Annotated in this window: 20 protein-coding genes; 13 read left to right on the top strand and 7 right to left on the bottom strand. The window is 49.7% G+C overall.

All coding sequences use genetic code 11. The features are described from left to right. Positions 1–24: 24 nt before the first annotated feature. Both ACTTK6_RS01680 and ACTTK6_RS01675 read right to left on the bottom strand, forming a co-directional pair. A complete protein-coding gene (locus ACTTK6_RS01680) occupies positions 25–1,284 on the bottom strand; it encodes an ABC transporter substrate-binding protein (RefSeq protein WP_462832462.1) in 1,260 nt (419 codons plus the stop codon). 75 nt (positions 1,285–1,359) lie between these two features. Continuing rightward, entirely contained in the window at positions 1,360–2,373 is a 1,014-nt protein-coding gene (locus tag ACTTK6_RS01675; RefSeq protein WP_462832461.1) for a LacI family DNA-binding transcriptional regulator, read from the bottom strand. A gap of 181 nt (positions 2,374–2,554) precedes the next feature. Between ACTTK6_RS01675 and ACTTK6_RS01670 the strand changes: the two genes are divergently transcribed. The 3 genes from ACTTK6_RS01670 to ACTTK6_RS01660 all read left to right on the top strand — a co-directional run bounded on the left by ACTTK6_RS01670 (position 2,555) and on the right by ACTTK6_RS01660 (position 5,668). Continuing rightward, positions 2,555–2,857, top strand: coding sequence for a metal-sensitive transcriptional regulator (locus ACTTK6_RS01670; RefSeq protein ID WP_371862273.1), 303 nt, complete (start codon positions 2,555–2,557; stop codon positions 2,855–2,857). A 58-nt stretch (positions 2,858–2,915) separates the two neighbouring features. Then, entirely contained in the window at positions 2,916–3,128 is a 213-nt protein-coding gene (gene copZ / locus ACTTK6_RS01665; RefSeq protein WP_462832460.1) for a copper chaperone CopZ, read from the top strand. 122 nt (positions 3,129–3,250) lie between these two features. Next, positions 3,251–5,668: a heavy metal translocating P-type ATPase gene (locus ACTTK6_RS01660; protein WP_462832459.1), complete on the top strand. Its 2,418-nt coding sequence runs from the start codon at positions 3,251–3,253 to the stop codon at positions 5,666–5,668. Between the two features lie 460 nt (positions 5,669–6,128). Here the strand turns inward: ACTTK6_RS01660 and ACTTK6_RS01655 are convergent, their stop codons facing one another. Beyond that, positions 6,129–6,395: a hypothetical protein gene (locus ACTTK6_RS01655; protein WP_462832458.1), complete on the bottom strand. Its 267-nt coding sequence runs from the start codon at positions 6,393–6,395 to the stop codon at positions 6,129–6,131. Positions 6,396–6,563: 168 nt separating this feature from the next. Between ACTTK6_RS01655 and ACTTK6_RS01650 the strand changes: the two genes are divergently transcribed. Both ACTTK6_RS01650 and ACTTK6_RS01645 read left to right on the top strand, forming a co-directional pair. Then, the gene (locus tag ACTTK6_RS01650; RefSeq protein ID WP_462832457.1) at positions 6,564–6,986 is read left to right on the top strand and encodes a hypothetical protein; all 423 of its coding nucleotides are present in this window, start codon (positions 6,564–6,566) and stop codon (positions 6,984–6,986) included. A 120-nt stretch (positions 6,987–7,106) separates the two neighbouring features. Further along, positions 7,107–7,493 carry a DoxX family protein gene (locus ACTTK6_RS01645; RefSeq protein ID WP_079474657.1) on the top strand — a complete coding sequence of 129 codons (387 nt, stop codon included), beginning with the start codon at positions 7,107–7,109 and terminating at the stop codon, positions 7,491–7,493. Positions 7,494–7,541: 48 nt separating this feature from the next. Here ACTTK6_RS01645 and ACTTK6_RS01640 read toward each other — a convergent pair whose 3' ends face one another. Together ACTTK6_RS01640 and ACTTK6_RS01635 are read right to left on the bottom strand one after the other, a co-directional pair. Beyond that, a complete protein-coding gene (locus ACTTK6_RS01640) occupies positions 7,542–8,588 on the bottom strand; it encodes an SEC-C metal-binding domain-containing protein (protein ID WP_462832456.1) in 1,047 nt (348 codons plus the stop codon). A 164-nt stretch (positions 8,589–8,752) separates the two neighbouring features. Beyond that, positions 8,753–9,715, bottom strand: coding sequence for an L-lactate dehydrogenase (locus ACTTK6_RS01635; RefSeq protein ID WP_079474659.1), 963 nt, complete (start codon positions 9,713–9,715; stop codon positions 8,753–8,755). Between the two features lie 183 nt (positions 9,716–9,898). Here ACTTK6_RS01635 and ACTTK6_RS01630 point away from each other — a divergent pair, with 183 nt between their 5' ends. The 3 genes from ACTTK6_RS01630 (at position 9,899) to ACTTK6_RS01620 (ending at position 12,519) form a co-directional block, all read left to right on the top strand. After that, the gene (locus ACTTK6_RS01630) at positions 9,899–10,081 is read left to right on the top strand and encodes a hypothetical protein (protein ID WP_079474660.1); all 183 of its coding nucleotides are present in this window, start codon (positions 9,899–9,901) and stop codon (positions 10,079–10,081) included. A 64-nt stretch (positions 10,082–10,145) separates the two neighbouring features. Beyond that, the gene (locus ACTTK6_RS01625) at positions 10,146–11,582 is read left to right on the top strand and encodes an NAD-dependent epimerase/dehydratase family protein (RefSeq protein ID WP_079474661.1); all 1,437 of its coding nucleotides are present in this window, start codon (positions 10,146–10,148) and stop codon (positions 11,580–11,582) included. Positions 11,583–11,664: 82 nt separating this feature from the next. Continuing rightward, the gene (locus ACTTK6_RS01620; protein ID WP_158219031.1) at positions 11,665–12,519 is read left to right on the top strand and encodes an STAS domain-containing protein; all 855 of its coding nucleotides are present in this window, start codon (positions 11,665–11,667) and stop codon (positions 12,517–12,519) included. Between the two features lie 45 nt (positions 12,520–12,564). On the opposite strand, the gene ACTTK6_RS01615 is transcribed toward ACTTK6_RS01620, so the two are convergent. Next, entirely contained in the window at positions 12,565–12,804 is a 240-nt protein-coding gene (locus tag ACTTK6_RS01615) for a hypothetical protein (protein WP_022794616.1), read from the bottom strand. A 75-nt stretch (positions 12,805–12,879) separates the two neighbouring features. After that, the gene (locus ACTTK6_RS01610) at positions 12,880–13,863 is read right to left on the bottom strand and encodes an aldo/keto reductase (protein ID WP_462832455.1); all 984 of its coding nucleotides are present in this window, start codon (positions 13,861–13,863) and stop codon (positions 12,880–12,882) included. 140 nt (positions 13,864–14,003) lie between these two features. On the opposite strand from ACTTK6_RS01610, the gene ACTTK6_RS01605 reads away from it, so the two are divergent. The 5 genes from ACTTK6_RS01605 (at position 14,004) to ACTTK6_RS01585 (ending at position 20,385) form a co-directional block, all read left to right on the top strand. Further along, on the top strand, positions 14,004–14,990 hold the full coding sequence (locus tag ACTTK6_RS01605) for a cyclodeaminase (RefSeq protein ID WP_079474664.1): 987 nt from the start codon (positions 14,004–14,006) through the stop codon (positions 14,988–14,990). A 131-nt stretch (positions 14,991–15,121) separates the two neighbouring features. Beyond that, positions 15,122–16,111, top strand: a complete 990-nt coding sequence (locus tag ACTTK6_RS01600; protein ID WP_462832454.1) for a substrate-binding domain-containing protein — start codon at positions 15,122–15,124, stop codon at positions 16,109–16,111. Next, positions 16,108–17,553 carry a sensor histidine kinase gene (locus tag ACTTK6_RS01595; protein ID WP_462832453.1) on the top strand — a complete coding sequence of 482 codons (1,446 nt, stop codon included), beginning with the start codon at positions 16,108–16,110 and terminating at the stop codon, positions 17,551–17,553. The genes ACTTK6_RS01600 and ACTTK6_RS01595 overlap by 4 nt, the downstream gene beginning before the upstream one ends. After that, complete coding sequence (locus tag ACTTK6_RS01590; RefSeq protein ID WP_462832452.1) at positions 17,550–18,926, top strand: response regulator; 1,377 nt, start codon at positions 17,550–17,552, stop codon at positions 18,924–18,926. The genes ACTTK6_RS01595 and ACTTK6_RS01590 overlap by 4 nt, the downstream gene beginning before the upstream one ends. 142 nt (positions 18,927–19,068) lie before the next feature. Further along, a complete protein-coding gene (locus ACTTK6_RS01585) occupies positions 19,069–20,385 on the top strand; it encodes an ABC transporter substrate-binding protein (RefSeq protein WP_462832451.1) in 1,317 nt (438 codons plus the stop codon). The last annotated feature ends 21 nt before the right edge of the window (positions 20,386–20,406 follow it).

The raw sequence follows: 20,406 nt of genomic DNA, 5'->3' as shown, positions 1-20,406 counted from the left end.
GGGGCTTCCTCCTTTGAATTCGTACTATTCTTCATTCAAAACGGCACTCAATTTGCGCTCCAGGTTGGCAGCAGCTTCTTCAGCCGTAATTTCACCCGCAGCTGCACGGGAGAGTTCAATCTGCATGATATCCGATACCTCTGGATAATCGGCAGTGACTGGGCGCGGTACTGCGTTTTGAAGCGTTTCGACGAACGCCTCATCTGCAAACAGAGCATTTGCCTCCTGGATGTCTTCATCTTCATATAAAGATTCAATAGTAGGAGCCCGGCTGCCTTCGAGAGCACCGATTTTCTGGCCCTGCTCACTGGACATAAATTTTACAAATTCCCACGAAGCCTCGACTTCTCCAGAGTTTTTATTGATCATTGTCGTCCATCCCCCGAGAGCAGAAGCAGTGCCATCGCTTCCGGAAGGAAGCGTAGTGAAGCCGACATTGTCAGGAATATTGGATATTTCCGGATCAGTTGATGTGGATAACAAATACGGCCAGTTTCTGGCAAATACAGTGTTGCCGTTGATAAATGCATTTTCTGTTTCTATTTCCTGGAAATTTAAAATATTATCAGGCACAAAGTCAGACTGGGCCACATCGATCATTTTTTGAATACCTTCAATAGCCTCAGGGGAATTAACGACTACCTCCTGGTTTTCATTAATTATCTCGCCGCCATAGGCGCCAATGTACTCAACAGCGTTGGTGACGAGTCCTTCATACTGGGAAGCCTGCATCGCGTAGCCAAAGGACGTGCCCTCTTCGCCCTGAAGATCTGCCGCCATAGTTTCAAGCTCTTCCCACGTTTCCGGTGGTTCGTCTACGATATCCTTGCGGTAAAACAGAAGACCGGCATCTGTGTACGATGGCATGGCAAACTGCCGGCCGTTATAGGAAGTAGATTCAATGGTGGCCGGAAAATGGGCGTCAATATCAACATTGTCCCTTTCAATCAGGCGGTCGAGTGGAAGCGCATAGCCGGCCTGGGCAAATTCTGCCGGCCAGACAACGTCAGCGGCAAACACATCGATTTCATCACTGCCGCTGCTTAAAATCGTGGCGTACTGGTTATGCTGTTCGCCTGTATCCGGCGGCATCTCCCGGACTTCCACATTGATATTTGGATGCTCTTCTTCAAATGCCTTGATCGTGGCATCTGTCGCGTTGGTCGTATCTACACCGCGGGCGTACGTAATCGTAACTTCGTCCTCAGCAGTGGGGGAGATGTCCGCAGTTGAACATCCGGCGAGCATTATAAACGCTCCTGTAACGGCTGCAGCTTTTTTCATGCCTATTCCTCCTTATGTGAAATCGATTTCAAAGCACCCGAAACGTTTCGGATGGCGGAGAGAAGTAAAGATAAATTACTTGCTCCCCGGGGGGCAGGTGGATTCCCGGACGGTCAGTGACGCAGGAATTACCAGACTGGCAGGAGTTTCTCTCCCTTCAATCTTATCAATAAGTAATTCGCAGGCTTTGCGGCCTAACGTGTACCTGTCCTGATGGACAGTCGTAAGCGGGGGTGAAAAGTACTCCGCGAGCACCAGGTCGTCAAAGCCGATAATGGACAGATCCTGCGGAAGTACATATCCAAGCTGATGTGCTGCCCGCATGACGCCATGAGCCATTAAGTCACTTGCGCAAAAGACGGCCGTAATGTCCGGGTGGGCCTGAAGCAGCCCGAGCGCTTCCTGTTCTGCCATTTTTTCGTCAAAGGCAGCCTCCCGTATGTATTCCTCACGGTAGGGCAGGTTGAACTCCCGGAGTGTTTCTTCATAGCCTTTCCGGCGCTCCCTGGATACGTAGGCGTAATGATGGCCGTTCATAAATGCGATATGTTCATGACCGAGGCTGGTCAAATATACCATCGCCTGACGGGCGCCGTCTGCGTTGTCGGTGGTGACAAAGCTTGCGTTACCGCTGTTCACGTGATTATCGATAAACACGCACGGCAGTCCGGTAGCTGCGAGTTGCTCAGTGGCAGAATGGTCATGGGGAAGGTTCTGGGTGATTACTCCTTCGAGCTGCCGCTCCCGGCACATTTGATAATACGTGCGGTCTCCGGCGGGACGGGATTGAAATAAGATAAGGTCATAGCCGTATTCGTTGGCGTATTCATTTACTCCGGCCAGAATATCCAGTGTGAACGTATCCTTCGGATTGGAAGGAAAGGATTGGGACGTTAAGAGCCCAATTGTCTTCGAACGATTCATAACGAGGCCGCGGGCAATATGGTTTGGCGCATAGTCCAGCTGTTCAGCGATCTCCTGAATACGTTGACGCGTTTGTTCATTGACATCGCTGTATCCATTTAGGGCTCTTGAAACAGTGGTGACCGAAACGCCGGCTGCTTTAGCGATATCCTTTATAGTATTCATGATCAGCCTCCGAAACGTTTTGGAAGAATGACTTTATTATAGAAAACGCTTTCACCTAACGCAACCCTAAATTGAAAATTTTTAAAAATTAAAACAAAAAACAGGGCTTTTCTATGAATCATAAAAATTGATTAAAACCGCTCAACCTAGTAAACTAGCGGTAAATAAGCGATAAGAAGGAGTGGACAGTATGGAGCATGCTTCAGGCAACAAAAGGACCGTCCAACCTAATAAACAACAAATGCTGAATCGATTAAAGCGCATTGAAGGACAGGTGCGGGGCGTTCACGATATGGTGGAAAACGATCGCTACTGCGTGGATATTTTAAACCAGATTGCAGCCATCCAGTCCGCGACCAATAAAGTGTCATTAGCATTAATGGAGGACCACACCTCGCACTGTGTGGCGAATGCCATTAAAGACGGTGAAGGCGAAGAATCCATTGAAGAACTAATGGCCGTTATGCGCCGGATGATGAAGTGATTTTTGACAATACCCCCAAGGTGTATTGTACAATGAGGGTACAGAAAGGATGGTTGAAATGAAAAAAGAAACGATCCAGGTGGAAGGAATGAGCTGTGGCCACTGCGTCTCTGCGGTAGAAGGCGGCGTTGGTGAACTACAGGGCGTTTCCAATGTAAAAGTAAACCTTGACACTGGAGCCGTAGACGTAGAATATGATCCAGAAGTAACCTCGCGAAAAGATATTGATGAAGCTATAGATGATCAGGGATACGATGTTGTATCCACATAAATAATTAAGAAGGAGCGGATCGTGCAGCCACGATCCGTTTTTTTATCATAGCTTTTGTTTGCTAAATACTATACGGGGGTATAATATTAGAGGGAAGCCTGCGATGGAAATGAGGTGCTGGTATGGAAAAGCAAAAAACCAATAACAACCTTTCCCACTGGAACGCGTCTGTGGAGGGCATGACCTGTGCGGCCTGCTCCCGAAGAATTGAAAAGCAGGTGGGGAAAATGGAGGGGGTTTCAGAAGCCTCCGTCAACTTAACGACCGAACAGCTTTCGGTGCAGTATGACCCAGGCGAAGTATCGCCGCATGAGATGGGAGAAAAAGTAGAGCAGACCGGCTACAGCATCCGCCGCAGTGAAGCGGTGTTTGACGTCTCCGGAATGACATGTGCGGCCTGTGCCAACCGGGTGGAAAAGAAGCTGAATAAACTTCCCGGGGTGTCGGAAGCCACTGTTAACCTGGCGATGGAGCGTGCCACGGTCCACTATCTGGACGGGGAAGTTTCTGTAGAGGACATGGAACAGGCAGTAGACAAATTAGGGTACGGGTTAACCGAACGCACTGAGGAAGAGACGGAGGATCCGAGAGAAAAAGAGCAGCGGAAAAAAGGATGGCAGCTGTTGATTTCTGCGCTTTTGACCCTTCCGCTTGTATGGACGATGGTATCCCATTTCGGATTTCTGTCCTTTCTCTGGTCTCCGGAAGTACTGATGAATCCCTGGGTTCAGTTAGGCATTGCGACCCCGGTTCAGTTTATCATCGGCTCCACGTTTTACCGGAGCGCTTATAAATCATTACGGAGCGGCAGCGCCAATATGGACGTGCTGGTCGCCCTTGGCACCTCGGCTGCCTATTTTTACAGCCTGTATTTTGTGCTGACAGGCAATGCATCCGAAGGGCTGTATTTTGAAACATCAGCAGTGATCATTACCCTTATCCTCCTTGGCAAGTGGTTTGAAGCGAAAGCGAAGGGACGCACCTCGCGCGCGATTAAATCACTGCTCTCGTTAAAAGCTGAAACCGCCCTGGTGGAACGAAACGGAAAAGTAACAGAAATAAAGAGCGAAGATGTCCAGGAGGGCGACATTGTCCACGTGAAGCCGGGAGCCAGGGTGCCGGTGGACGGAGAGGTTATAGACGGCCGCTCGTCTGTGGATGAATCCATGCTTACGGGTGAAAGTATTCCGGTGGAAAAAGACACGGGAGACATGTTGATTGGGGCGACGGTGAATGGAAACGGGCGTATCCGTATGCGTGCCACCCGGGTCGGCAAGGACACGGCATTGTCCCAGATTGTGCGGGTCGTCGAAGAAGCCCAGGGCGGTAAGGCGGAGATCCAGCGCCTTGCTGACCGCGTATCCGGGGTCTTCGTACCGATTGTAATTGGCATCGCGCTCTTGACCTTTCTTACCTGGATTCTTTTTGTACAGCCCGGATCACTTGAAGCGGCGCTCCTGCCGACTATTGCCATCCTGGTTATTGCCTGCCCATGTGCGCTCGGCCTGGCAACGCCGACGTCTATTATGGCGGGCTCCGGCAGAGCTGCTGAAACCGGCGTGCTGTTTAAAGGCGGGCAGTACTTGGAAAGCACCGGGGCAGTGGAAACAATCCTGCTCGATAAAACCGGCACGATCACAAAAGGAGAGCCGGCAGTGACGGATATTGTGCCGGGACCGGACTGGACGGAGCAGGAGCTGCTGATGCACGCTGCCGGAGTGGAGCAGTCCTCCGAGCATGCGCTGGCCCAGGCGATTGTCCGGGATGCGGAGCAGAAAAATCTTACGCTGCAGTCTGCTTCTTCGTTTGAAGCACTTCCCGGCAAAGGAGTGCTCGCAGTCACAGACGCCGGTACTATAGCGGTTGGGACAAATGCCTGGCTGGCGGAGCGCCATGTGAAAGGCGTTCCGGAAGAAGCGGAAAATGAAACGCTGGAGGATCAGGGTAAAACGGTTATGGGAGTGGCGGTAAACGACCGCTTCGCCGGCTGGATTGCTGTCGCTGATACAGTGAAAGAAACATCCAAACGGGCAGTGGAACGCATGCAGGCGGCAGGGCTTGAAGTCGTAATGATTACCGGCGATAACGAAAAGACCGCCCGCGCCATTGCAGCGGAAGTAGGGATTGACCGTGTAATTGCGCGCGTACTTCCTGAACAGAAAAGCAGCGAAGTAACACGGCTGCAGCGTGAAGGGCGGCGCGTCGCCATGGTTGGTGACGGGATTAACGATGCGCCGGCGCTTGCGACCGCTGATATCGGCATGGCTGTAGGTACAGGAACGGACATCGCCGTGGAGGCAGCGGACATTACGCTGATGCGCGGGGATTTAAACAGCGCAGCAGATGCTGTACTCATGAGCCGGGCAACGATGAAAAACATCAAAGAAAATTTATTCTTTGCGTTTGTGTATAATTCCGTCGGCATTCCTATCGCCGCCATCGGCCTGCTCGCTCCGTGGGTGGCCGGCGCAGCCATGGCGTTCAGTTCAGTTTCTGTGGTACTGAATGCCCTGCGCCTGCAGCGGATGAAAATTTCATAATAAAGAAGAGGCAGAGCTGAGAAGTTCTGCCTCTTTTTTGTTTGTTATTTCCTGAGTTATTATGAATGGCATTCATTACTATATTACTATTAAATTTCTTGGCTTATGCTATAATTAATAGGTAAAATATAACGGTTCGAATGAAATTCATAAATATTCCTTAATAAAAAAGCGACTCAAGGAGGCTGTTTAAAATAGCTGCAAACTGTATGTCCCCATCTATAGGTAATGCTAAAATTGCCAATTCCGACTCCATCGATAAACTCACAAAGTGCCTGTATCAGACTGCCAATATTGAACTTGGAAAGCTAACAGCTTCCATAAACAGCGCCCAGGCCGAGCTTAATTTATTAATGCAGGAGATTCAAAAATTCCGGGGTGAATCTGGGTGATTAAGTGATACCTGCTGCGCGGATTTTATCAGATTAAAAACAGACAGGACGTGGCGTCGCTGTCTGTTTTAGTCTGCTCCTATTTTTTTATCCAAAAGGGCGGCGATAACGAACATAAAAATCATGCCGACGCTTATGACAAATAAGTCGGGCCCGATCCAGCGGGTAAACACAATGCTTAAAATTAATACAGAGAAAAAAGCTATAAATGTTACATTCGCTGCAGCGAACCGGTGCCGGCGGCCGTGCTGTTTAATGCGTGCAATGACGTAAATAACGGCATTTAACGCCAGGCCGATAAATAACAGGTAGTACAGGTTTAAGGTCAACTCCATAACTCATCGATCTCCTCAATTACATTCTGGTATGTATGCGCGCCCGGGCGTTTTCATATCACTTTATATGGTAACATGAACTTGAAACAGGCGGTAGAAAAGATAAACTGTGCTTTCGTATGCTACACTGGCTGTAGAAGTTAGTGAGGGAAGGAAGGAACAACGACAATGCAGATAGAAAAATACGAAGGCATGCCTCCAAGCGAAGTGCTTCAGGGCATCTTATATTTACATGCTCAGCTTTTTGAAAAAATGGAACCGATGCACCAGACCCTTGAGCAGGCGGAAGCGTCTCTTGTGCAGGTAGCCAGAGAGGAAGGGAAAATCCTCGGCTACGATATCAGCTACGCAAAAGACGAGGGCGTATGGTACAGCTGGCTGAACGGCATGGAAGAAGCGTTTGAAGATGATGGATGGAGAAGCCGTCTCGTCGGCAATGTGCTTATTCATACCCGCGAGCAGGGGTACCAGGTTGTACAGACGAAGCTCGCCCACCAGTACCCGGAATTCATTGACATGCTTCAGGCAGCAGGATTTCAGGTGAAAGAGGAGCTGCCGGATGAACGTATCTGGCTCGAAAAGAAACTGTAGTAAACTAAAAGAGGCCGGCCCGGCCTCTTTTTTCATAGGAAGAAATCACGTTTCTTCTCCCGTTGCTTTTCAAACTCGAAGGTATTCGGCATACTGGTGAGAAAGAAAGGGGGCCAAGGCATGAAAAATATGGAAGTGGGACTGCTGATCCTTCGGGTGGTGACGGGCATAATATTTTTAGCGCACGGAGCAGATAAATTAATGAATGGGATGAGTGCTTCTGCTGCTTCGTTTGGCAGCATGGGTATGCCGGATGGTACAGCGCCTACTGTGGCAGTCATCGAAGCCGTGGGCGGCGTTTTACTTATTCTGGGAGTGCTGACACGGGTGGTCGCCGGCCTGTTTGCGATAATCATGCTCGGAGCAATCGTGACGGTTAAATGGCAGCAGGGGCTGGTTGGAGGCTTTGAGCTCGACCTGATACTTATGGCTGCTTCTATCCATCTGGTGCTTGCCGGAAGCAGGATGCTTGCCTTAAAGAAACGGAAAAAGAAAAAGGTTTTCTAAAACAGTAAACGACCAGCGGAACGTCACCCCCGCTGGTCGTTTATTTCTTTACGCTTTCTCGTTGGAGGTATAAGGCTCCATCTTTTTCCACTGCGTGCGGATTGTCGACGAAGCGACACCATACCGTTCCGCTATTTCTTTTTGCGTGCCGCCGCCTACGGCGTATTCAAGAGCAGCTGCCTGGGCTTCCGGTTTGCGGATCACTGGATTTTCCTGTTCGCAGAACTGAATCCACAAATCCGAAGCTGCAGCTGCTGCATCCGTGGACAGCCGGGAAGAGCTTTCAAGCGTCTCAATCACTTTCTGCTGATCCTCGTTTAAAGCACCAGTCGATGCCGAAGCGGCTTCTTTTGTTTCGGTTTCGGCACCGTCCTCTGTTTCAGCGGAAGGGGAGGCGCTATCTGCTTCCTGGTATTTATCCTGCAGGTCATCCTTGAGCGTGCGGAGCACGTCCGGCAGATGATGAGTAATCCAGCCTGCTTTATCCGCTTCATCGTCCGGCACAGAGCCGGTAACGCTTTTGATGACATCATCGGCGAAGTCGGGATGGAACGGCAGCAGACCAAGCATCGGGTACCACTTATCCTCTACAGGAACTAAAAAGGCAAGGAATACAATGTTTTCCTGCAGATCGCGGAAAAAGGACAAAGGTTCAATATGGTGAACTTCTTCGCTCAGCAGGTCAGTGACTTCGTACCAGTCGTCGGTCATTTTATTCAGGCGGAACAATGACAGGTTATGTCCGGTCCAGTTGGAATAAAGCCGCTGGAGCCGGGGATGCTGATTATTTTGCTCGATCTGCTGGTGAATATTCATCCATTTCCGGCGTTCGTTGCCGTGCAGTAAAAAGTCGGCAAGCGCCAGGTTTTGGACAAATTTATGCCAGGCGTAAGGAAAATAATTCGGCCGGTAGACGCGGCGGTAATAATGGCTGAAATCCTTCCGGCTGTCTTTGTTGGCAGCGGCGGCAAGATCCAGCTGTATGTTGGTTACTTCTTCGGTCGTATAAGCTGGCTGGTTGGCGGGATCGCCGCAGCATTTTTTGTATTTTTTTCCGCTGCCGCAAGGGCACGGGTCATTTCGTGAAATACTCATACATTCAAGCTCCTTCTCACTAGTATGTTGCTATTCCTTCAAATTCTAACATACATTGCCCCAAAATGGGGAATCACTGCGCTTTAAGGGCCTGCGGACAGAGAAAAACCCTCCACAGCGGAAGGGCTATTCAGGCTTTAAGTTTGTTTTAATAAAGGGATCGCTTAGTTTGTTGTCTGCCCGTTCGCGTTTTCCCATACACGGCGGAGCGTATCTGCGCTGTGACGGAAATTATCCGTTTCTTCTTCGTCCAGCGGTAGTTCGATTACTTCCCGTATACCCTCGCGGTTAATTACAGCCGGAACGCCAATGCACAGATTGTGTTCTCCGTACTGTCCCTCGAGATAGGCACTGACGGTCAGAACGCTGTTTTCGTTCTTTAAGATGGCGTTTGTGATGCGGGTAAGGCCCATAGCAATGCCGTGACTCGTAGCGCCTTTACGTTCAATGATTTCATAAGCAGCTCCGCGCACGTCTTTAATCATCTTTTTTACTTCATCTACGCTTTTCCTTTCCTGCTTCTCTGCTAAATCCAGAACGTTCCGGCCGCCCACGTTAGCCTGGCTCCAGACGGCAAGTGAGGTATCCCCGTGTTCACCAATGATATAGGCGTGAGCATTCTGGGCGGCAGTGTCGAAGTAATCACTCAGCATAAACCGCAGGCGGGCAGTATCAAGAATGGTGCCGCTCCCGATGACTCTTTCACTCGAAAGCCCGCTGAACTGCTGCGTGGCATACGTAAGGATATCCACAGGGTTAGTAGCGATAAGAAATATCCCGTCAAAGCCGCTGCCCATTACCTGTCCGACAATATTTTTAAAAATTGCTGTATTTTTGCCAACAAGGTCGAGACGGCTCTCGCCGGGTTTTTGGTTGGCACCGGCTGTAATACATACAATATCGGCATCCCGGCAGTCTTCATACGTGCCAACCCATGTTTTGGTAGGATGGGGCGCAAAGGCTTTGCCGTGGTTCAGGTCCATCACGTCACCTTCGGCTTTGCGTTCATCCAGATCGATGATCACGAGCTCCTCGACGACAGCCTGATTAATTAACGAAAATGCATATCCGCTGCCGACAGCTCCGGCTCCGACAACAACAACCCGGTGGACGTGATTTCTTTTCATGTATAAAATCCCCTTTCGAATTTAAATCATGTGAATACCTGAGCAATATTTACCTACTTGCATTGTGCACTATTTCACAAAAGGATGCAAGCAGGAAGATTATATAATTGTGAACAAATAACGAATTTAAGTATTGGTCAGGTTTTGCAAAGGGAAGAGTCAGAAAAGAGGAGGAATGTTTCAATGGAAAATACATTAAAATACGCCCTCCCGGCAGCATTGACATGGGCGGTTATTGGACTGCTTGCCGGCCTTAATCTGGAGCGGGGATGGCTGTGGGTGCTAGCTTTTGTAGTTTTTGGTTTCCTTGTCAGCTTTGTTACGATGATAATTGCGCAATGGATTATTTCAAAAATAAATATGTAATTAACTCCGGAATAATTAGGGAAAGGTATACGTAACGATTCTAGACAAAAAGGAGCGTGTGGAGATGGAGAGAACAAACAGCCGGCGGCCAGTCATAGCTATAACTGGAGCGAGCGGTTACATCGGAAGAAATCTGATGACGGAGCTGAAGAAGCATGCAGATATTATTGCCCTGTCGAGAAATATAAGCACAAAAGAAAACGAAGAGCACGTAACGTGGCGCTCGTGTGACTTGTTTTCACTAAAGGACGCAGAGAAAGCACTTGAAGGCGCAGATTACGCGCTGTACTTAGTTCATTCTATGATGCCGACGTCCAAATTAACCCAGGGCCGGTTTGAGGATATGGATGTCATTCTGGCGGATAATTTCGCGCGCGCTGCCGAGCAGCAGCAGGTAAAGCAGGTCGTTTATTTGAGTGGCATCATTCCTAAGGCCGACCGGTTGTCCCGTCATTTAAGCAGCCGCCTGGAAGTCGAAAATATCCTAAAGTCGTACCGTACCCCGGTAACTGCCATACGGGCTGGATTAATCGTAGGTCCGCAGGGATCGTCATTCCCTATTCTGGCAAAGCTGGTGAAACGGCTGCCGGTGATGATTCTTCCGAAATGGACACAAACAAAGACCCATCCGATCGCCCTCTCCGATGTATTGAACAGCCTGCAGAAGAGCATCGGGGAAGAGTCACTCTACAACCGCTCCATTGATGTTGGAGGCCCGGATGTCATGACGTACCGGAAAATGATGGGGGTCACATCACAGGTGATGGGGAAAAAGCGGTACGCAGTTACTGTTCCGTTTTTCACCGTGCGTCTTTCCAGACTGTGGGTGAGTGTGACGACTGGAACGCCGAAAAGCCTTGTCTACCCCTTAATTGAAAGCCTGATCCATCCGATGGTGGCCGATCCAGCCAAAAGTGTAAAAGGGATTAGTGATGGAAAAGTTTCATTCCGGGAGGCGGCAGAAAATTCCCTGCGTGAGAGCAGGAAAGATCAGTCCTCCATCCTGGCACGCCTGAAGCCGGCGCCGGTGGAACGGAATGTGCGCTCCGTCCAGCGCGTGACGATTCCAAATGGCAGAGACGCAGACTGGACGGCACGCTACTATATAAAATGGCTGCCGAAGCTTCTGCGCCCGTTTGTAAAAGTGGAAACGACCGACCGTTATCAGTATGGGCTCCGGCCTGCTTTTATGAAAAGAACATTTCTTGAGCTTTCTTATTCCAAGGAGCGCAGTGAAGAAGACCGCGCGCTGTATTATATTACCGGGGGGCTCCTGGCTCAGGTAAACGAAGGAGAGCGGGGCCGGTTGGAATTCCGTAAAATTCCTCATACCAATCAGTGCATTGTAGCGGTCCATGACTACGTCCCGGCTATGCCATGGTATTTTTATCAGTACACCCAGGCATTTATTCACCTTTGGATCATGAACCGCTTTAAAGCCCATCTTGAAAAAGACCAGTGGACGCTAAGAGAATCCTATCCGCTCCAACCGGAGTCATAAATTTTCTTGTTTAATTATAATTTTTTAAAGGAACATGAAACATGATATAAGTAGTTTCCACACAGAAGGGAGACGGTGCCGTATGAGCACCAACCAGTTGATCCGTGATTATTTTGTCAATCACGCAGCGGAGATGGCGAAATCATGGTACGAAACGTTAGAGGAATCAGATAGAGAATCTGTTTACGCAACCACGGATCCAAAAGAAGTCGAGGAGCTGAAGGCCCAGACCTACGAATTTCATTTACACTTTTCAAGCATTTTTGTTGAAGACTGGAATACGTGGGAGAATACCTTAGCAGTATGGATAGATGGCATTATAAGCGATCCTAAGTACTTCCGTACGAAGGACGCGCGGGTTGTCCGGGAAATGATGAGGCACCGGGAGCAGTATACAGCCTATTTGAAGCGTTTTTACGCTGAAGAGCATACCGAGCTTTCCGCCAATATGAAAGAACAGCTTCGGGAGGTCGTCACAAACGGCGTGGACCAGATTATTCTTTCGTATGTGGAAAAATCCAACCGGCTGCTCCTGCAGAAGCTGGAAGCTAAAGAAAGCATCATCAATGAACTGAGTGCACCAATCATTTCGCTGAATAAATCCTCTGCCCTTCTTCCGTTAATAGGAGAAATTGATGAAGAAAGGGCCGCAGTAATACTCGAACACTCGCTTGAGGCGTGTGCGAAAAAACAGGTGTCCGAACTTTTTATTGATCTATCCGGCGTAGCCGGTATTGATACCCATGTTGCCCATCAGATTTTCGGCCTGATCCGTTCGCTGAAGCTGATTGGCGTGAAGCCTGTCCTGGCAGGGATGCGTCCTGAAATTGCCCAGACCTCCGTCAATCTCGGCATTAGCTTTAAGGATGTGCCGATCGCTTCGTCGCTTGCCCAGGCTATGGATCAGGAACACTATAAAGGCCGACACCCTTTTTAAGGGGCGCCGGCCTTTCTGTGTTTTCAAAACAAATGGACGCTGTTTTTAGACTTTTTCTACAACGTACGTTGGTTTTTCAACGAATTCTTTTCCGCCAAGTTCCTTCGAATGATCGAAATAGCCGCCGAATTTATAGACGACTTTGTACTCGCGGTCAGGTTCTGTAAACAGTTGATTTTCGTTGTTAGAAATAACCGTAACATGATTGTTTTCTACAAAGCTGTCGATTTCACTCGCTTTATAGTTCGTACCTGCGGTTAGTTCGGAAACGGATTGGCTTCCCATATATAATCGCTCCTTTGTTTAATAATTTGTCCACTAGTACAATTACCCGGGATGAAACTGTGTTAATCATACGATTTAATATCCGCCCCGGATGCTTGGCTCCACGTCCTCTAAATAAAACTTCGTCAGCTTCTCCTGCTCCTCCCTGGAGAAGGACGGCACACTGACTGCTTCGAGGCTGTCAGACACTTGTTTTTCATTCCGGAATCCTGGTATAACGCAGGTAACATCGTCATTATCCAGAATCCAGCGAAGAGCAGCCTGCGCCATCGTACCCCGTTCCTCTTTAATCCACTGGAGGGAGGAACTGAGCTCCACGCCCTTTTGAAACGGAAGGCCGGCAAAAGTTTCCCCGACGTTGAAGGCTTCCCCGTCCCGATTGAAATTGCGGTGGTCATCTTCAGCGAAAGTCGTTTCCTGCGTGTATTTCCCCGTTAATAGTCCGCTGGCAAGCGGTACACGGGTCAGGATGCCGACACCCTGCTTTTTCGCCTGTGGAAACAGTCGTTCTGCCGGCTTTTGGCGGAAAATATTGTAGATCACCTGAAGGGCCTTCACATTCGGATAACGCAGGCATTCCAATCCCTCTTCCACTGTCTCCACGCTGACCCCGTAATGACGGATTTTTCCTTCTTTCTGCAGATCATCAAGCACCTGAAACACCGAGCCGTCTTTTAAAATATCAATCGGCGGGCAGTGAATCTGATAAAGATCCAGGCGTTCGCGTCCAAGACGCTTCAGCGTAGCGTCGAGATAAGCAGTGACGCTTTCCTTCGAATAAGTATTTGGGTCATTGATATCGCCGCCGCGGGCAAACTTGCTGGCAACATGTACTTCCTCTTCCTTCCCTTTCGTTGCTTTTCCGATCAATTCCTCGCTGTGTCCGTCCCCATACACGTCAGCGGTGTCGAAAAAATTCACGCCGGCGTCCATGGCGGCCTCGAGGCCCTTCAGTGCTTCGGTATCATTTGTTGCTCCCCAGGCTCCGCCAATGGCCCACGTGCCAAAACTCAGTTCACTTACGTTCAAATCAGTATCTCCCAATTGCCGATATTTCATATCGTCCACCTGCCTTTTAATCAAAGTATGGTACGCTATTCCCGTTCTGCAAATATTTAAGCGTTCTCATGATTGATGGTTTTGATTTGATGCAATGTTTCCTATAATAAAAATAGCTCACTTTAAAGGAGGCGGAGTCCGTGTATTTATTTAAAGAAAAACCGATCAGAAATACGATTGACGTTAATCAACAGGCCCTTGCTCTCATTGAAGACGGTTTCCGGCGCCTGCAGGCAGGAGAGGTAACCATGCCCCCGGTTCTTAGTATGCCAATTGCTGACAAAAACGGTGAAATGGACGCAAAAACGGCGTATGTCAAAGGCATGGATCAGTTTGCCCTGAAAATTTCGACCGGTTTTTTCGACAATCCGGACAAAGGACTTCCAAGCCTTAGCGGCATGATGCTGTTATTTCATTCGGATACCGGCTTCCCGGCAGCGGTACTTCAGGACAACGGATATTTAACCGATGTGCGTACAGGCATCGCCGGTGCTGCAGCAGCAAAGTATCTGGCTAAGGATGAGGCGAAAATTGCAGGTATTGTCGGCACCGGTACGCAGGCGCGCTTTCAGCTTCGGGCGCTGAAAATGGTGCGGCCTTCAATTGAGAAAGTCTACGTGTACGGACGCAAAAAAGAACGGATCGAAGCGTATCAGCGCGAGATGGAGCACGAGCTTGGCGTTACGACAGAAGCAGCCGATCTGGAAACGGTAGTACGAAATTGCGACGTGCTCGTAACAACGACACCGGCGACGGAGCCGTTTATTAAAAAAGAATGGCTGCACCCGGGACTCCACATTACTGCTATGGGCTCGGATGCCGCGGAAAAAAATGAAATCGAGCCGGAGGTGCTGGGAGCGGTGGACATTCTTGCCTGTGATGCTGCTTCGCAGGTGTTTTCCATCGGAGAACACCGGACGGCCAAAGAAGCGGGAGCCATTGATGAAAGCAGCACGGTGGAAATTGGGGCGATCATCAGCGGAGACACGCCCGCCCGGGAAACGATGGAGCAGATAACCTTTTGCGATCTTACGGGCACCGGGGTGCAAGACACAGCTATTGCTGTCTACACGTATGAGCAGCTCAAAGCGGCTGGAGAAGGACTTGAAATAACAGAAGACGAATAAACAGAGGGCGCCGGGGGCCATAGACCCGGCGTCTTTTTTATGCCCTTTGCAGCGGAGGGGGGGGTGGCGATTTTTGGGAAAAGTTATATAATTATTTGTAAGCGATTTCAAAAAAAGGGGGGGCAGCAGTTATGGGCAAACGGCGAAAGCATTGGATGTTTGCGGTTTTCTTTTTCGCGTGTCTGGCCAGCCTGGTGGCTACCGTTTATTTTGGGACAAAGGCTTTTTACGTGGAACCGGTAAATTCAGAGGAGAACGAAACATACCAGACGAGAGTAGCGCTCATTATGGAAGAGGCGGGAAACCCCTACTGGGAGCAGATTAAAGAGGGAGCCGTCGAAGCCGGCAAGGAATCGGGAATTTACGTTGAAACGCATGGCCCTGCCAAGGCGGATAAAAATGAACAGCTTGAAACGATGAACCGGATGATTGAAAGCAACGTGGATGCCATTATCACCCAGGGCATCGATGATCCGGTTTTTCAGGAGCTGGTGCAGAAGGCGCTTGAAAAAGGCGTGCCGGTTCTTACAGTAGACAGTGATGTACCCGGCAGCGGGCGGCGCGCCTATATCGGCACAGATAATTATGAAGCCGGCATTTTAGCAGGCGAGGAGCTTCTGCAGAAGACAGAAGGAACACAGCAGGTCGGCATTGTTTCGGGAAGTGCGCAGGCAGTTAATCAACAGGAGCGGGTGAAGGGTTTCCGGGACACGGTGGAAGCAAGCGGGCGTGTGGAAATTAAAGATATCGGTTATTCCGGGATATCTGAGATCGGGGCCGCCCAGGCCACGTACAGTTTATTAAAGGAGCATCCTTCCATCACGGCAATGTACGGCACAAGTGCCCTGGATGCTATCGGCATTTCCCAGGGGATTGAAGAGATTGAAGGTGCCGGTGATCTGTATGTAATCGGGTTCGATACGCTGCCTGAAACAGTACAGCTGCTTAAAGAAGGAAAAATTGACGCCGCGGTCCGTCAGCATCCCGGGCGGATGGGAGAGCAGGCAATCTATGACGTGGCCCGGCTGCATCAGCAGCAGCATGTACCGGCAGTGCAGCATACAGAGACAATTATCTGGCGGGCTTCTGAAGCTGCCCGGGAAGGAGAGCTGGAGCAGTGATACGGTCTATTCGCTCGAAAATGGTGTTCTTTTCCTTTGCGTTTATTGTGCTCTTTAACGCAGTAGCAATCGGTATCTACTGGAGTTCGGAGCGTATTACCAATGAATACAGCTCAAGCTTTGACCGTTTTGTATTACTTAATTCCATTTCCCGCCAGGCTGAAGAATGGACGGCTGCGACTCAGCAGGTCGCCACCAATCCTTCTCAGGAAACGTGGGCTGCTTATTATCAAGCATCCGGGGAAATGAAAGCTCTGACGAAAAAAATCGCAGAAGAGGAAAATCAGCCGGGATCGGTAGAGATGCAGAGCTACATGCAGCTGCTTGAGTCGCTCGAACAAAACAGCGAAACGACTGCCGGATTCGTGCTCCAGGGAGATATTGAAAAATACGGGGACAAGCTTGCGGAAACCGAGCAGTCGAATACGTATATCCAGGAAAGTACGCTAACCCTCATCGACCAGTCCCTGACAGATTATCAGCAGCTCTATGCCCAGCTGCAGGAGCGAAATACCGCATTTGGCTATTTTATCATTTGCTTGTTTGCCACATCGCTGTTGATTGCGGCTTTTATCGCATTCAAGTTTTCTTCAAGCATTACAAAGCCCGTGCACGAATTGTCCCAGGCGGCAGGGGAGGTCTCACGCGGCCATTTTCAGGGGGAGCCGCTCCGTATTCGTTCTGGAGATGAACTGGAGCTTCTCGGCCACACGTTCAACCGCATGCGTACAGATCTTCATACGTACGTGGGCGAAATGGAAAAAAAGGCCGAGATGGACCAGCTCATGAAGCAGCTCGAGCTGAAGCATCTGCAGAATCAAATCAATCCGCATTTTTTATTCAATACGCTGAATACCATTTCGAAAATGGCTTATTTAGAAGATGCAGAGGAAACGTCGGAATTAATAGGGTCGGTTTCTTCTCTGCTCCGCTACAGTTTGGGGAATATCGAAAAAGAAGTAACGCTCCGGGAGGAAATTGACGTGATCCAGAGCTATTTTCACATACAGGAAACAAGGTTTCGGAACCGCTTATCTACGCATATTGATATCGAAACAACGGAGCTCGATCTCCCAATCCCGAGGCTAACGCTGCAGCCGGTGATTGAGAATGCCTTTATCCACGGGGTGGAAGGCATGGAGGAAAATGCCGAAGTACGGGTGCAGGTGCGCATGGAAGACAACCAGATCGTCGTCCGGATAACGGATAATGGAAAAGGGATGAACGAGCGGCAGCGTCAGCAGCTTCTCGGTGCCGGTAAAGAACCGGAAGCGCATATTGGCCATTCGACCGGTCTCGGCATGCAGAACGTCCGCAGGCGCCTGGAATTGTTTTTTCACGCTGAAGCGCTGGTGGATGTGGCCTCTGTGCCGTCACGCGGCACCACAGTGACACTTCGTATGCCTTTCAGAGAATGGCAGACAGGGGGGCAGGCAGGATGATACGACTACTGATGGCAGAAGACGAATGGCTTGAACGAAAAGCGATGAAAAAACTGATAGCGGCACACTTACCGGAAATAGAAGTGATAGGAGAAGCGGAGAACGGCCTCGAGGCGATAGAGCAGGCCACCCGGAGCAAGCCGGATATTATGCTGATGGATATTAAAATGCCGGGATGTAACGGCCTTGAAGCCATCCAGCATATCCAGCAGAAAGCTCCTGGTATTCACTTTATTATGGTCACCGCCTATGATTCCTTTGATTACGCCAGGGAGGCACTTAAACTGGGCGTGAAAGAATATCTACTGAAGCCCGGCAAAAAAGATGAGACTATCCAGACACTCGAACGCATACAAACGGCTGTGCTCCGCAGCAGGCAGGAGCAGAAGCAGTACAGCCACAGACTGCAAAAGCTCCTTTTTCAAAGTGTCTGCCACGGAGAACCGCATGAAAATTATGCAGAGCTCCTGGCGGAAGCAGTGCCCCGTGCTTCGTACGGTTTTGCGGCAGTGATGCGTGAAGAGGAAGCGCCGGAAGATATAGAAGAACGACTGGCGCAGTGGACGAGTGATGTCTTTCTCACAGACCGTCAGCCGAACGGCTGGTTTCGGGCATTTTTCTTCCACACGGGGAAAAGCAGAGGGTCCGAAGAGATTGAACGCCTTCGGCGCCGCATGCATTTTGAGCTCGGGAAAAAAGCAGCGGTCGGCGTCTCTCATAAAGAATACGAAATGAAGCTGCTGTTTCAGGCCTACGTGGAAGCTTTATCCGGACTTGAAAAAAACCAGGCGGCCATGCCGGAGCAGAGCAGCCAGTGGGTTTCCTCCATTGTAAATGCACTGCGGACAGGCGAAGAAAAATCCGCCGTCTACTATTGGAGTGAATGGTGGCACACCCATCCCCAAAAATCATCCCGGAGGCATTTGTGGCTTCAGCTTGAGGAGCTGGTCAAAGAAATGAACGGAACGCTTGAAGAAGATATGCCGTCTGACGCTGCCGAATGGAAACGGCTTCTTCATCTTGTAGGAGCTTACAGAGGTCTTCATTTCCAGGAGCATCACCAGATTGAAAAAGTGAAAGCTTACGTGAAAGAGCACTACGCGAAATCACTTCAGCTCGAGGACATGGCAGGATACGTGCAGTGGAGCCCGGCCTATTTTTCCCATCAGTTTAAGGAAGTCACCGGTGTCTCGTTTGTTGATTATGTCGCGCGTATACGGATGCAGGAAGCCAAAAGGATGCTTCAGGACCGCGAACGGCCATTAAAGGAAATCAGCATCAGCATCGGGTACAAAGACCCGAACTATTTCAGCCGGGTGTTTAAAAAACAGGTGGGGTGCTCTCCAAAACAGTACCAGCAGGGCAGAAAGTAATAGGATAAAGTAACCTAAAGATAATGCAGAAAATCAAAAGATTGTATAGAAAATAATTCCATACAAACATTGCAAGCTAACTTATAATCAAATTTGTAAGCGTTATCATAAAATATAATTATTCCTGCAAGGGGGAGGGTTCATGTTGAAAAAAAGTGTTGGTCTGGTAGGGAGTTCACTGCTGTTGTTCGGTTTGGCAGCCTGTGGCGGAGGCGGCTCGGATTCCGGGTCCGGTTCGGAAAATGAAGGAAGCTCCGGAGGGCCCGGGGAAGGCGGAAGCGACGCTGAAGTTGAAATCTTCAGCTGGTGGACAGGCGCAGGCGAGGAAGACGGCCTGATGGCTTTAATCGACATGTTTGAAGAGGAGCATCCGGATATTTCGGTGGAAAACGCAGCTGTAGCCGGCGGAGCCGGCACAAATGCTAAAGCAGTGCTCGCAACAAGAATGCAGGGCGACGATCCGCCATCCACGTTCCAGGTGCACGGCGGTGCTGAGCTGAATGACAGCTGGGTTGCAGCCGACAAGATGGAGCCGCTCAATGATTTCTACGAAGAAGAGGAGTTAAATGACAAGTTCCCGGAAGAACTGGTCGATATGGTCAGCTCTGACGGCGATATCTATTCCGTCCCGGTTAATATCCACCGCGGCAACGTCATGTTTTACAATATGGAAGTGTTTGAAGAGAACGACATTGAGCCCCCAAGTGATATCGACGAATTTTTTGAAGTCGCAGAAGAGCTTGAAGCAGCAGGGGTGACGCCGCTTGCGATGGGCGATAAAGAATCATGGCCGGCTACACAGATTTACGAAAACCTGCTCCTTGCTAATCTTGGTCCAGAGGACTATGAAGCTCTTTGGGAAGGAGAAGTCGGCTTTGATGATAAGCGCGTAGCAACAGCTACCGAGCAGTTCGGGCAGATGCTTGAATATGTCAACGAAGATCATGCTTCGAGAAACTGGCAGGATTCAGCGCAGATGGTTGCAGATGGCGAAGCTGCCATGATTAATATGGGCGACTGGGCAAAAGGCTACTTTGTAAATGACCTTGGACTCGAAGTAAATGAAGGCTTCGGCTACACGCCGTTCCCTGGCACTTCAGAAGAATTCATGGTTATCACTGATACGTTCGGCCTGCCAAAAGGAGTTGAAAATCCGGAGCAGGTAAAAGAATTCCTGAGTGTCCTCGGTTCGAAGGAAGGCCAGGACACGTTCAATCCGTTAAAAGGGTCGATCCCGGCACGAGTGGACGCGGACGAATCTAAATATGACGAATACGGACAGGACACAATGGAAGATTTCCAGGAAACCTCGCTTACGCCAAGTCTTGCGCACGGTTCAGCTGCCTCTGAGGGCTTTGTGACTAAAGCGAACCAGGCAGTAAATATCTTCGTTACCCAGGGCGATGAAGAAAAACTGATGGAATCGATGCAGACAGCACTGGATGAAGAACAACAATAGGATGGTTAACAGAAAGAAGCC

Source organism: Marinococcus salis (assembly GCF_054971365.1).
The sequence above is the reverse complement of the archived record's forward strand: the minus strand, read 5'-3'. Positions and strand labels throughout refer to the sequence as shown.

What these genes read in the sequence shown, in the direction of transcription:
- ACTTK6_RS01620 (WP_158219031.1), top strand. Translation starts at nt 11,665, where the DNA reads ATGAGCACCAACCAGTTGATCCGTGATTATTTTGTCAATCACGCAGCG.
- ACTTK6_RS01615 (WP_022794616.1), bottom strand. Translation starts at nt 12,804, where the DNA reads ATGGGAAGCCAATCCGTTTCCGAACTAACCGCAGGTACGAACTATAAA.
- ACTTK6_RS01675 (WP_462832461.1), bottom strand. Translation starts at nt 2,373, where the DNA reads ATGAATACTATAAAGGATATCGCTAAAGCAGCCGGCGTTTCGGTCACC.
- ACTTK6_RS01585 (WP_462832451.1), top strand. Translation starts at nt 19,069, where the DNA reads ATGTTGAAAAAAAGTGTTGGTCTGGTAGGGAGTTCACTGCTGTTGTTC.
- ACTTK6_RS01655 (WP_462832458.1), bottom strand. Translation starts at nt 6,395, where the DNA reads ATGGAGTTGACCTTAAACCTGTACTACCTGTTATTTATCGGCCTGGCG.
- ACTTK6_RS01635 (WP_079474659.1), bottom strand. Translation starts at nt 9,715, where the DNA reads ATGAAAAGAAATCACGTCCACCGGGTTGTTGTTGTCGGAGCCGGAGCT.
- ACTTK6_RS01680 (WP_462832462.1), bottom strand. Translation starts at nt 1,284, where the DNA reads ATGAAAAAAGCTGCAGCCGTTACAGGAGCGTTTATAATGCTCGCCGGA.
- copZ (WP_462832460.1), top strand. Translation starts at nt 2,916, where the DNA reads ATGAAAAAAGAAACGATCCAGGTGGAAGGAATGAGCTGTGGCCACTGC.
- ACTTK6_RS01660 (WP_462832459.1), top strand. Translation starts at nt 3,251, where the DNA reads ATGGAAAAGCAAAAAACCAATAACAACCTTTCCCACTGGAACGCGTCT.
- ACTTK6_RS01650 (WP_462832457.1), top strand. Translation starts at nt 6,564, where the DNA reads ATGCAGATAGAAAAATACGAAGGCATGCCTCCAAGCGAAGTGCTTCAG.
- ACTTK6_RS01640 (WP_462832456.1), bottom strand. Translation starts at nt 8,588, where the DNA reads ATGAGTATTTCACGAAATGACCCGTGCCCTTGCGGCAGCGGAAAAAAA.
- ACTTK6_RS01630 (WP_079474660.1), top strand. Translation starts at nt 9,899, where the DNA reads ATGGAAAATACATTAAAATACGCCCTCCCGGCAGCATTGACATGGGCG.
- ACTTK6_RS01625 (WP_079474661.1), top strand. Translation starts at nt 10,146, where the DNA reads ATGGAGAGAACAAACAGCCGGCGGCCAGTCATAGCTATAACTGGAGCG.
- ACTTK6_RS01610 (WP_462832455.1), bottom strand. Translation starts at nt 13,863, where the DNA reads ATGAAATATCGGCAATTGGGAGATACTGATTTGAACGTAAGTGAACTG.
- ACTTK6_RS01590 (WP_462832452.1), top strand. Translation starts at nt 17,550, where the DNA reads ATGATACGACTACTGATGGCAGAAGACGAATGGCTTGAACGAAAAGCG.
- ACTTK6_RS01600 (WP_462832454.1), top strand. Translation starts at nt 15,122, where the DNA reads ATGGGCAAACGGCGAAAGCATTGGATGTTTGCGGTTTTCTTTTTCGCG.
- ACTTK6_RS01645 (WP_079474657.1), top strand. Translation starts at nt 7,107, where the DNA reads ATGAAAAATATGGAAGTGGGACTGCTGATCCTTCGGGTGGTGACGGGC.